This is a genomic window from Suipraeoptans intestinalis (assembly GCF_034091795.1).
Taxonomy (GTDB): Bacteria; Bacillota; Clostridia; order Lachnospirales; family Lachnospiraceae; genus Suipraeoptans; species Suipraeoptans intestinalis.
On the sequence record NZ_JAXFXH010000019.1, the window covers coordinates 51,807 to 64,012 of the forward strand.

The following is a 12,206-nucleotide window of genomic DNA, read 5'->3' on the forward strand; positions in this document are numbered from 1 at the left end:
AACTATATTGAAACAATTTTAACAAAATCCCATGAAAAAACTGAAAAATAAGAAGGATTCTGCCTTGCTATTTTCCCCTAAATATTTTATGATGGAGAAAGTAGAAAAAATTAGGAGGGCACAGGATGTACAGGATTGTAAAGGCTGAAAAATTAGCGGATTTGATTTATTTAATGGACGTGGAGGCTCCGCGTGTTGCCAGACACTGTGAGCCGGGACAGTTTGTCATTGTAAAGATCGACGATAAGGGAGAGCGTGTTCCTCTGACTATCTGTGACTATGACAGAGAGGCGGGGACTGTGACCATCGTATTCCAGACGCTGGGTGCTTCTACCTATCGTATGGCAGAGTTGAAGGAGGGAGACTTCTTCCAGGACTTTACGGGACCTTTGGGTGTTCCTTCAGAGTTTGTAAACGAAAGCCCGGACAGTCTCAAACAGAAAAAGATCCTGTTTGTGGCAGGCGGCGTGGGAGCAGCGCCTGTTTATCCACAGGCAAAATGGATGAAAGAAAGAGGGATCGACGTGGATGTGATCGTCGGATCCAAGACCAAAGATATGCTGATCCTGGAAGAAGAGATGCGGGCGGTATCCGGAAATTACTATCCCTGTACAGACGACGGCTCTTATGGTCATGCCGGTATGGTTACTACCAAAATCGAGCAACTGGTGACAGAAGAGGGAAAGAAGTACGACCTGTGTGTTGCCATCGGTCCTATGATCATGATGAAGTTTGTCTGTCTCCTTACGAAAAAGCTGGAGATCCCTACGATCGTCAGCATGAATCCTATTATGGTGGACGGAACGGGTATGTGCGGAGCCTGCCGGCTTCATGTGGGCGATGAGATCAAGTTTGCCTGCGTAGACGGCCCGGAGTTTGACGGACATCTGGTTAATTTTGACGAGTCCATGAAACGTCAGCAGATGTACAAGACGCAGGAAGGACGCGCAACACTGAAATTACAGGAAGGCGATACCCATCACGGCGGATGCGGAAGATGCGGAGGTGACAACTAATGGGAGATATGTTGAAGAGAGTACCGGTAAGAGAGCAGGATGCAAAAGAAAGAGCGACTAATTTTGAAGAAGTCTGCTATGGATATAATCTGGAAGAAGCAACGGAGGAAGCGGCGAGATGCCTGGACTGTAAAAATGCAAGGTGTATCCAGGGATGTCCGGTATCTATTAATATTCCGGGATTTATTACCAAGGTAAAAGAAGGAGACATTGAAGGCGCTTACGAGGTGATCGGTCAGTCTTCAGCGCTTCCGGCTATCTGCGGAAGGGTGTGCCCGCAGGAATCACAGTGCGAGTGCCGGTGTATCCGGGGAATCAAGGGAGAACCGGTGTCCATTGGGAAGCTGGAGCGGTTTGTGGCGGATTATGCCCTGGAGCATGATATCAAGCCGAAGAAGGCGGAGGCTTCCAACGGACACAAGGTGGCGGTGATCGGATCCGGACCGGCAGGTCTGACCTGTGCGGGAGACCTGGCAAAGCTGGGATATGAGGTGACCGTGTTTGAAGCCCTTCACGAGCTGGGAGGCGTTTTGGTTTACGGAATTCCGGAATTCAGGCTTCCCAAAGAGAAGGTTGTAAAAAAAGAGATTGAAAAGGTAAAAGAACTGGGTGTAAAGTTTGAAACCAACGTGGTCATTGGGAAGTCTACGACCATAGACCAGCTGATGGAGGAAGAGGACTTTGAAGCAGTGTTCATCGGTTCGGGGGCAGGTCTTCCGGTATTTATGGGAATTCCGGGAGAAACGGCCAACGGAGTGTTCTCGGCCAACGAATATCTGACCAGAAGTAATCTGATGAAGGCTTTTGATCCGGAGTATGACACGCCCATCGCAGCCGGAAAGAAGGTAGCCGTGATCGGAGGCGGAAACGTTGCCATGGATGCGGCAAGAACAGCTCTTCGTCTGGGGGCGGAAGTTCATATCGTATATCGAAGAAGCGAGGCGGAGCTTCCTGCCAGAGTGGAGGAGGTGCATCATGCCAAGGAAGAGGGAATCATTTTTGATCTTCTTACCAATCCCAAGGAGATTCTGGTGGATGACAACGGCTGGGTAAAGGGCATGCGGGTGATCCGTATGGAACTGGGCGAGCCGGATGCCTCCGGAAGAAGAAGGCCGGTGGAAATCGAAGGGTCTGAATTTGATATGGAACTGGATACGGTGATCATGTCGCTGGGAACATCTCCCAATCCCTTGATCGCAGCCACTACAAAAGGGTTGGAGACCAACCGGAGAAAATGTATCGTGGCAGACGAGGAGACGGGAGAGACCTCAAAGGCGGCTGTCTATGCCGGAGGAGATGCAGTGACAGGAGCCGCCACCGTAATACTGGCAATGGGCGCAGGAAAGGCAGGCGCAAAGGGAATCCACGAGTACCTGTCCGGTGAAAGAGAAGAAGCATAGATGTTGCATGAGAAAAGAAGGACGTAGACCATTGGTGTTTGCGTCTTTCTTTCAATGGAGATAAGAATGAGAGCTGTGGGAAGGAGAATTTAAGATTGGTAGCAACTTTCTGGGGATTGATGATCCCTTTTCTTGGAACGACGGCAGGTGCAGCCTGCGTGTTTTTTATCAAAAAAGAACTGAACCACCTGGTGCAGAAATCTCTTTTGGGATTTGCGGCAGGAGTCATGGTGGCGGCGTCGGTGTGGTCGCTTCTGATACCGGCCATGGAAATGTCAGACCATTTGGAGCGGCTGGCATTTTTGCCGGCCGCTGTCGGATTTATCGCAGGGATCTTTTTCCTGCTTCTTTTGGATCGGTGGATTCCCCATCTGCATCCGGCTACTCTGGAAAGCGAAGGACCAAAGTCCTCCCTGAAGCGTTCTACCATGCTGATCCTGGCAGTGACGATCCATAATATTCCGGAGGGAATATCGGGAGGAGCCGTCTTTGCCGGCGTGCTGGCGGGGAACACCAAGGTGACGCTGGCAGGAGCCTTTGCTCTGGCTATCGGGATCGCCATCCAAAATCTTCCGGAAGGGTTCATTGTATCCTTGCCGGTCCGGGACGATCATGGCAGGAAGAAAGCGTTTATCTATGGAATGCTGTCGGGGCTGGTAGAGCCGGTGGCAGGAGGGATTACAGTGCTGCTGGCTGCCTATATTACTCCGGCGCTTCCGTTTCTTCTGGCCTTTGCCGCCGGCGCCATGATTTATGTGGTAGTGGAGGAATTGATCCCCGAATCGGCGGAAGGAGCACACAGCAATGTGGGGACGCTGGGATTTGCCTTTGGATTTGTTGTAATGATGATTCTGGATGTGGCGTTGGGATAAGATGGGGGAAACATGAAGATTACGGTCTTAACGGTAGGAAAATTAAAAGAGTCCTATTTAAAGGATGCAGTAAAAGAGTATGCCAAGCGACTGGGAAAGTATTGCAGGCTGGAAATGGAAGAAGTGGCAGATGAAAAAGCGCCGGAGCATTTATCCCCGGCGGGAGAAAAGGGAATCCGAAGCAAAGAGGGGGAACGGCTCCTGAAAAAAATCCCCGAAAATGCCTTTGTCATCACCCTGGAGATCGAGGGAGAAGAGATTTCTTCCGTAAAGCTTGCCCAAAAAATAGAAAGTCTGGGAATTTCCGGGATCAGTCATCTGGCTTTTGTCATCGGCGGATCCATCGGATTGGGAGAAGAGGTGCTTCAAAGGTCGGATTATGCTTTAAGCTTCGGGCGGCTGACCTATCCCCATCAACTGATGCGGGTCATGCTGCTGGAACAGATCTATCGGAGTTTTCGGATCATAAACAAAGAGCCGTACCACAAATAACAGGAAAACGGTAAAGCCTGCCGGATCAGAAGAAGGCAGGACAGAATTCTTCTAAAACATGCACGGAGAAGGAGAGAGGGAATGGGACTTACGGAACTTACCATGGAGATCCCTGCCGGACATGAAAGCAATGTGTTCGGACAGTTGGATCGCTACGCAAAAAAAATAGAACGGTCACTGCACGTGACTTTGGTGGCAAGAGGAGAGCAGCTAAAGATCATGGGGGAGGCGGCGGCAGCGGAGCGGGCGAAAACAGTTTTGACGCAGCTGACAAAGCTGTCCCAGACAGGAGCGGCGATTGAGGAACAAAAGGTGGATTACGCCATCTCCCTAGTCATGGAAGAAGGAGAAGACACTCTTTTGGAGCTGGAGAAAGACCTGATCTGCCATACCCTTCAGGGAAAACCGATCAAGCCGAAAACAAAGGGGCAGAAGGACTATGTAGATGCCATCCGCAAAAACATGATCGTGTTCGGGCTGGGACCGGCGGGAACGGGAAAGACTTATCTTGCCATGGCGATGGCCATCACGGCTTTTCAAAGAAATGAAGTCAGCCGCATCATCCTGACCCGGCCTGCCATTGAGGCGGGAGAGAAGCTGGGATTTTTGCCGGGAGATCTTCAGAGTAAGATCGATCCCTACCTAAGACCGCTGTATGACGCCCTGTATCAGATCATGGGAGCGGAAAGCTTTTTAAAGAATTCGGAAAAAGGACTGATCGAGGTGGCTCCTTTGGCTTACATGAGAGGACGGACGCTGGATAATGCCTTCATTATACTGGACGAGGCGCAAAACACTACGCCGGCCCAGATGAAGATGTTTCTGACCAGGATCGGATTCGGATCCAAGGTGGTTGTGACAGGAGACGCGACCCAGAAGGATCTTCCGGCGGGACAGATCTCAGGGCTGGACGTGGCGTCCCGGGTAGTTGCCGATCTGGAAGGGATCCGGATCTGTCAGCTGACCAGCAGAGACGTGGTGCGCCATCCGCTGGTGCAGAAGATCGTAAAGGCTTACGAGGAATACGAGGAAAAACAGGCACGGAAAACGAGAGGCTTTCGCGCCGGCCGGGAAAAGAAACAGGATACCTCTTACAAAAAGAAGGAAACGAAAAGGAGAACCTAAATGTATCTGTATATAGAAGAGGAGGGGGACAAGCGTCTGCCTCTGGATGTGAAAAAACTGGCGGAACGTGCAGTGGAGGAGGCTCTTATTTTTGTGGGATGCCCCTATGAAACGGAAGTGAACCTGCTTTTGACAGAAAATCCCCAGATCCGGCAGATCAATTCGGAACAGCGGGGAATCGACCGGGAAACGGACGTCCTGTCGTTTCCCATGGCGGATTATGAGACACCGGGAGCATTTGAAGGCCTTCAGGAAGAAACGTTTTTGTTCCACCCGGAGACAGGAAGGCTTCTTCTGGGAGATATCGTGCTGTCCAAGGAAAAGGTGCTGGAGCAGGCGGAAGAATTTGGACACAGCATAGAAAGAGAATATACTTTTTTAATCGTCCATTCTATGTTACACTTAATGGGTTACGACCATATGGAAGAGCTGCAGCGGCAGGAAATGGAAGAGCTGCAGAGACAGATCATGAAAAAACTGAACCTATTACGTTAGATAAAGAGGTATGGCATGGCAACACAAAAAGGAAAAAAAGAAAAAAACTTTTTAATACAGGGAACCATCCTTGCAGTGGCGGGCGTCATCACGAAGCTGATCGGAGCCGTTTACCGGATCCCCCTGACAAACATTGTGGGGAATGAGGGGATCGGCTATTACGGTGTGGCGTTTTCCATCTATATCGTGGCTCTGACGCTGACGTCCTACAGCCTCCCGCTGGCAGTGTCCAAACTGGTTTCAGCCAGGATGGCGGTGGGAGAAGTAAAAAATGCCTATCGGGTATTTAAGGGAGCCCTGGCGTTTGCCATCCTGTCAGGCGGAGTGATCAGTCTGGTGATTTTTTTAGGAGCAGACTATATCGCCACCGACATTATGATCATGAAAATGAGTGTATATGCGCTGCGGATACTGGCTCCCTGCGTTCTGGTAGTTGCGCTTTTGGGCGTGTTCCGGGGATTTTTTCAGGGGATCGGATCCATGATCCCTACGGCCATTTCCCAGGTGGTGGAGCAGGTGGTAAATGCGGTTGCTTCCATAGCCGGAGCCTATGTGCTGTTTCGCGTAGGGGCTGATATTGCCAAGGCAAAGGGCAACGATTCCTATGGTCCGGCCTATGCGGCAGCCGGAGGAACCATTGGTACGATCCTGGGAGCGGGGATCGCCCTGCTGTTTTTGATCCTGTTGTTTTTAGCCTATAAAAAGATCCTGAGACGGCAGATGGCCAGAGATATCCACAGCCGTAACGAGCACTACAGAGCCATCTACAAGATACTGCTTTTGACCATTACGCCGGTAGTCCTGGGGGCAACGGTGTACAATATCAGCGACTTTGTGGACAGCGCTATTTTCAATACGGTCATGTCTGCCCAGGGATATAAGTATACGGAATATGCCAAGCTTTTGGGGATGTTCAGCGGTCAGTACGGAACCATTACCAGCGTGCCGCTGGCAGTGTCTACGGCGTTGGCTTCTTCTTTGATCCCCAGTCTGGTGACTACAGTACAGACGGGGAACCGCAGGCAGATTCACAGAAAGATCACGACAGCCACCAGATTCAACATGATACTTTCCATCCCCAGCGCTGTGGGGCTGGTCATTCTGGCAAAGCCCATCCTGGATCTTCTATTCTACACGCAGGACAATACAAAACCGGCGTTGATGCTTCAACTGGGAGCTTTTTCCGTCGTCCTCTTCTGTCTGTCTACCGTGACCACTTCTGTGCTCCAGGGACTGGACGACATGATCACCCCGGTAAAAAATGCGGCCATTGCCCTGGTTCTCCATGTGATCGCCCTGCTTTTGATGCTGGTGGCCTTTAAGTGGAATATCTATGCGGTGGTACTAAGTAAAACCGTGTTTGCCGGAGTCATCTGCATTTTGAATGCCCATGCGCTTCGGGAACGGATCGGATATGTCCAGGAGCAGAAGAAGACCTTTGTGATCCCTATTCTGGCCTCTGCCATCATGGCTGTCTGCACCACTGTAGTCCATCTTCTGGCAGAACTGTTTGTAGGAGACAAATTTGCAACGGTGCTGGCTCTTCTTGTGGCAGTGCTTACATACGGAGTGGCGCTGATCCTGCTGCGGGGGATCACGGAAGCGGAAATGCTAGAGATGCCAAAAGGGGCGATGCTTGTAAAAATTTGCCGGAAGCTGCGGCTGTTTCGTTAAAGAACCGCTGCGGAAAAGAAAAGAGGACAGGATATGAAGGAAGAAAAGATCAAAAGAATCAACGAATTGTACCATAAGTCAAAAAAAGAGGGACTAACCAAAGAAGAACAAAAGGAACAGCAGATCCTTCGGAAGGAGTACATAGAGGCGTTTAAGCAGAATCTGCGGGGACAGCTAAACCAGATCTCCATCCAGGAAAAAGACGGGAGCATTACAAATCTGGGAGAAAAGTATGGAAACAAAGCAGGCCATTAGGCAGGTGCAGCTACAAAAAAGAAGAGAAATGTCAGAGGCAGACTTTTGGAAAAAGTCTGAGCAGATAGCCAAACATCTGACGGGGCTGGATCAGTTTTGTCAGGCAACGGAAGTCTACCTGTTTGCTTCCTTTGGCAGGGAGCCGGATACCTGGAGGATCATGGAGGACTGCCTGAAACAGGGGAAGCGGGTATGGCTTCCCAAGATCGCGGGAAAAGAAATGGACTTTTTCTCCTATGAGAAAAAGGAGTGTCTGATAAGAAACAGATTTGGAATGCTGGAGCCGGATGGAACGGGAGAGAAGGGAACCGGAAAAACGGGAATGATCATCGTTCCGGCGCTGGCTGTGGACAAAGAGGGATACCGTGTCGGCTATGGCGGCGGATACTATGATCGGTACCTAAAGGAGCATAGGACGCTGTATAAAGCCGGGATCGTATTTTCCTGCCAGCTCCTGAAAAAAGCTCCCCGCTGCAAATATGACATCCCCTTAGACTGTGTGATAACGGAAGAGGGGATGTTTCGATTTCACCGATAGAAAGGAGACTGCCATGAAGGAACTGCCCAAGGACCCCCATATGCTGGTCAGTGTGATCAATACAAAGATCAGGGATCAGTACCATGATCTGGATGCATTTTGTGAAGAAATGGGAGTGGAAAGAAAAGAACTGTCGGATTATCTGAAAGTTTATGAGTATGAATATGACGAATCGACCGGCCGATTTTATTAATCGGTAAAGCTGAAATAGATGAAGAAAAGAAGAATTGAGGAAATAGAAATGGGAAACATTGATTGGGACAAGATGGATCAAAATGCAAAGCCGCCGGTAACAGAGCCGGAAAGACAACGGTTTTTTATCGCAAAGGCCAGAGGGTATGTAAAAGAAATGGAGAAACGTCTGGGGCGTCCGCTGACGGCGGCGGTAACCACCTTTGGATGCCAGATGAACGCCAAGGATTCTGAGAAGCTGAAAGGAATCCTGGGTCAGATGGGATACATAACAGGGAAAACAGAGGAGGAAGCAGACTTTGTGATCTTTAATACCTGTACCGTTCGGGAAAATGCCAATTTAAAGGTATATGGAAGACTGGGTTCTTTAAAATCCTGGAAGAAAGATCATCCTCATCGCATGATCGGCCTGTGTGGCTGCATGATGCAGGAGGAGACGGTGGTAGAAAAGCTGAAAAAAAGTTATCGATACGTAGATCTGATTTTTGGAACCCACAATATCTTCCGATTTGCAGAATTGATGGCGCAGCGGTTTGAATCGGGAGAGATGGTGATCGATATCTGGGAAAAGGCAGATCAGATCGTGGAGGATCTGCCGGCTGAAAGGAAATATTCCTTCAAATCGGGCGTCAATATCATGTTTGGCTGTAATAATTTCTGCAGTTATTGTATCGTCCCCTATGTAAGAGGACGGGAAAGAAGCCGGGAACCGGAGGCTATCCAAAAGGAAATTGAGGAACTGGTAAAAGACGGGGTGGCAGAGGTGATGCTTTTAGGGCAGAATGTAAATTCTTATGGGAAAACTTTGGAGCATCCCATTTCCTTTGCACAGCTTCTGCGTAGGATCCATGAAATCGAAGGATTGAAGAGGATCCGGTTTATGACCTCGCACCCGAAGGATCTGTCGGATGAGCTGATCCAGGTGATGCAGGAATCCCCGAAGATCTGCCGGCATCTGCATCTTCCGGTCCAGTCGGGAAGTACCCGGATCCTGCAGAAAATGAACCGCAGATACACAAAAGAATCCTACCTGGAGCTGGTGGAAAAGATCAGAAAGGCAATTCCGGACATTTCTCTGACGACGGATATCATCGTAGGCTTTCCGGGAGAGACGGAGGAAGATTTCCAGGAAACGCTGGATGTGGTAAGAAAGGCAAGGTATGACAGCGCCTTTACCTTCTTATATTCCAAGCGCACCGGAACGCCGGCGGCAGTTTTGGAAGAACAGGTGGAAGAAACGGTGATGAAAGAGCGGTTCAATCGTCTGCTACAGGAAGTACAGACCATTTCCAGAGAGGTGTGTGCCGTCCATGAGGGAAGTGTTCAGGAGGTTCTGGTAGAATCTGTCAGCGAGCAGGACGCCTCCATGATCACAGGAAGGCTGGGCAACAACCTGCTGGTACATTTCCCGGGGAACCGGGAAAAAATAGGGAGCCTGATCCCTGTAAAATTGACAAAATGCATGGGATTTTATTATTTGGGAGAGGAGAATTAAGGTGGAAGCACTGACACCTATGATGCAGCAGTACATCGAGACAAAAAAAGAATATCCGGACTGCATTTTATTTTATCGGCTGGGAGATTTCTATGAAATGTTTTTTGAGGATGCCCTGACAGCTTCCAAAGAACTGGAGATCACCCTGACAGGAAAAAACTGTGGAAGAAAGGAAAGAGCCCCCATGTGCGGAGTACCTTACCATGCGGTGGATGTATACCTGAACCGTCTGGTGTCCAAGGGGTACAAGGTGGCGATCTGTGAACAGATGGAAGACCCTGCGGAGACAAAAGGACTGGTACGGCGGGAAGTCGTCCGGATCGTGACGCCGGGAACCAACCTGGATACGGGAGCTTTGGACGAGACGAAAAATCAGTACCTGATGTGCGTGGTCTATGTGGCGCAGAAATACGGGGTGGCCATCACAGACGTAACCACCGGGGACTTTTTTGTGACGGAGATGGAAGAGGGGGAAAAGCTGTACGATGAGATCTACCGGTTTATGCCCTCCGAGCTGATCTGCAATGAATCCTTTTATATCAGCGGTATGGACATGGAGATGCTGAAGGAGAAGCTGGGGATCACCATTTATTCTCTGGAGGCGTGGTACTGTGAGGAAGCGTCCTGCAAAAGTGCACTGAAGCGGCAGTTTGGAACAGACAGTCTGAAGGGACTGGGACTGGAAGACTATGACTGTGGAAGCATTGCGGCAGGCTCCCTGCTGACTTATCTGAAGGAAACCCAGAAACGGGATCTTTCCCACATCTCCCATCTGACGGTATACTCCACAGGCGCTTACATGGTGCTGGACAGCTCCACCAGGCGAAATCTGGAGCTTTGTGAAACACTCCGGGAGAAGCAAAAAAGAGGCTCCCTGCTTTGGGTGCTGGACAAGACAAAAACGGCTATGGGAGCCAGAACCCTCAGAAAATACATAGAACAGCCTCTCATCCGCAAGGATATGATCGAAAAGAGACTGGACGCCATTGAAGAACTGACAAAAGGAGAGATTACCAGAGAAGAGATACGGGAGTATCTTTCACCGGTCTACGATCTGGAACGACTTCTGGCAAAGGTTACCTATCAGTCGGCAAATCCCAGGGACCTGCTTGCCTTTTCCGGATCTCTTTCCATGCTTCCTGCCATCCGGTGCCTTCTGCAGGACATGAGGAGCGATCTGCTGCAGGAAATGTTTGAGGAGATAGATCCCATGGAAGATCTGTGTGCCCTGGTTACCGACGCCATCCGGGAGGATCCGCCTATCGCCATGAAAGAGGGAGGCATTATCCGGGACGGCTATCATGCGGAGGTAGACCGGCTGCGAAGCGCCAAATCGGACGGAAAGGACTGGCTGGCAAAACTGGAGGAAGAGGAACGGGAAAAGACAGGGATCAAGAATCTCAAGATCCGTTACAACAAGGTATTTGGCTATTACATTGAGGTGACCAATTCTTTCCGGCATCTGGTGCCGGACTATTATACGAGAAAACAGACGCTGGTAAATGCGGAACGTTACAGTATCCCGCAGTTGAAAGAGATGGAGGACACGATCCTGGGAGCAGAGGACCGGCTGTATGCCCTGGAATACGAGATTTATTCCGGAATACGGGAACGGATCGCAAAAGAGGTGGAGAGGATCCAAAGGACTGCTCGGGCGGTAGCGTGTGTGGACGCGCTGGCCTCCCTTGCCCATGTGGCGCAGAAAAACCGTTATGTCCGCCCCAAGATCAATGAAAAGGGCGTGATCCATATCAAAGACGGACGCCATCCGGTAGTGGAGAAGATGATCCCCCACGATATGTTTATTTCCAATGATACCTATCTGGCAGACAAAAAAGACAGGATCTCCATTATCACAGGCCCCAATATGGCAGGAAAATCCACTTATATGAGACAGACGGCTCTGATCGTACTGATGGCACAGATCGGTTCTTTTGTGCCGGCTTCCGCCGCAAATATAGGGTTGGTGGATCGGATCTTCACCAGAGTGGGAGCCTCGGATGATCTGGCCAGCGGACAGAGTACGTTTATGGTGGAAATGACGGAAGTGGCCAACATCCTGCGGAATGCCACCAGCAAAAGCCTTCTGATCCTGGATGAGATCGGAAGAGGAACCAGTACCTTTGACGGACTTAGCATTGCCTGGGCAGTGATCGAACATATCAGCAATCCAAAACTGCTAGGAGCCAAGACCCTGTTTGCCACCCACTATCACGAGCTGACAGAACTGGAAGGAAAGATCGACCATGTAAAAAACTATTGCATTGCCGTTCGGGAAAAAGGGGAAGACATTATTTTCCTGAGAAAGATCGTAAGAGGCGGAGCCGATAAAAGCTACGGGATCCAGGTGGCCAGGCTGGCGGGAGTGCCCGACAGTGTGATCCGGCGGGCGAAGGAGATCGTGGAGGAGCTGGTGCAGGCGGATATCACCGTCAGGATCAAAAATATTGCGCTTCCTTCTGCAGAGACAGGCAGATCCAAAGGCGTGCATTATGATGAAGTGGATCTGGCGCAGATGTCGCTGTTTGACACGGTAAAGGATGATGATGTACTGGAAGAATTAAAGACGCTGGACGTCAGCAACCTGACGCCGATTGAAGCGCTGAATACCTTATATCAACTGCAAAACAAATTAAAGAACAGGTGGTAGAT

At 50.1% G+C, this 12,206-nt stretch carries 12 protein-coding genes; all 12 read left to right on the plus strand.

The features are described from left to right. Positions 1-125: 125 nt before the first annotated feature. The 12 genes from SOW26_RS06085 (at position 126) to mutS (ending at position 12,204) form a co-directional block, all read left to right on the plus strand. Complete coding sequence (locus SOW26_RS06085) at positions 126-1,016, plus strand: sulfide/dihydroorotate dehydrogenase-like FAD/NAD-binding protein (protein ID WP_276959212.1); 891 nt, start codon at positions 126-128, stop codon at positions 1,014-1,016. Next, on the plus strand, positions 1,016-2,416 hold the full coding sequence (gene gltA, locus SOW26_RS06090; protein WP_154475385.1) for an NADPH-dependent glutamate synthase: 1,401 nt from the start codon (positions 1,016-1,018) through the stop codon (positions 2,414-2,416). Before SOW26_RS06085 ends, gltA begins: the two co-directional genes overlap by 1 nt. A 95-nt stretch (positions 2,417-2,511) precedes the next feature. Further along, a complete protein-coding gene (locus SOW26_RS06095) occupies positions 2,512-3,288 on the plus strand; it encodes a ZIP family metal transporter (RefSeq protein WP_276959209.1) in 777 nt (258 codons plus the stop codon). Between the two features lie 12 nt (positions 3,289-3,300). Next, positions 3,301-3,780, plus strand: coding sequence for a 23S rRNA (pseudouridine(1915)-N(3))-methyltransferase RlmH (rlmH, locus tag SOW26_RS06100; protein WP_154475387.1), 480 nt, complete (start codon positions 3,301-3,303; stop codon positions 3,778-3,780). Positions 3,781-3,861: 81 nt separating this feature from the next. Then, positions 3,862-4,905, plus strand: a complete 1,044-nt coding sequence (locus SOW26_RS06105; RefSeq protein ID WP_276959207.1) for a PhoH family protein — start codon at positions 3,862-3,864, stop codon at positions 4,903-4,905. Further along, positions 4,906-5,400 (plus strand): rRNA maturation RNase YbeY, encoded by a 495-nt coding sequence (ybeY, locus tag SOW26_RS06110; protein WP_276959205.1) that lies wholly within the window; start codon positions 4,906-4,908, stop codon positions 5,398-5,400. Positions 5,401-5,415: 15 nt separating this feature from the next. Continuing rightward, the gene (locus SOW26_RS06115; RefSeq protein WP_320652078.1) at positions 5,416-7,074 is read left to right on the plus strand and encodes a putative polysaccharide biosynthesis protein; all 1,659 of its coding nucleotides are present in this window, start codon (positions 5,416-5,418) and stop codon (positions 7,072-7,074) included. Between the two features lie 33 nt (positions 7,075-7,107). After that, positions 7,108-7,329 carry a DUF896 domain-containing protein gene (locus SOW26_RS06120; RefSeq protein ID WP_154475395.1) on the plus strand — a complete coding sequence of 74 codons (222 nt, stop codon included), beginning with the start codon at positions 7,108-7,110 and terminating at the stop codon, positions 7,327-7,329. After that, on the plus strand, positions 7,307-7,867 hold the full coding sequence (locus tag SOW26_RS06125) for a 5-formyltetrahydrofolate cyclo-ligase (protein WP_320652079.1): 561 nt from the start codon (positions 7,307-7,309) through the stop codon (positions 7,865-7,867). Before SOW26_RS06120 ends, SOW26_RS06125 begins: the two co-directional genes overlap by 23 nt. A 13-nt stretch (positions 7,868-7,880) precedes the next feature. After that, positions 7,881-8,060, plus strand: coding sequence for a DUF4250 domain-containing protein (locus SOW26_RS06130; protein WP_154475399.1), 180 nt, complete (start codon positions 7,881-7,883; stop codon positions 8,058-8,060). Positions 8,061-8,108: 48 nt separating this feature from the next. Continuing rightward, complete coding sequence (miaB, locus tag SOW26_RS06135) at positions 8,109-9,554, plus strand: tRNA (N6-isopentenyl adenosine(37)-C2)-methylthiotransferase MiaB (protein ID WP_154475401.1); 1,446 nt, start codon at positions 8,109-8,111, stop codon at positions 9,552-9,554. 1 nt (position 9,555) lies between these two features. After that, the gene (gene mutS, locus SOW26_RS06140; protein WP_330683574.1) at positions 9,556-12,204 is read left to right on the plus strand and encodes a DNA mismatch repair protein MutS; all 2,649 of its coding nucleotides are present in this window, start codon (positions 9,556-9,558) and stop codon (positions 12,202-12,204) included. Positions 12,205-12,206: the final 2 nt, after the last annotated feature.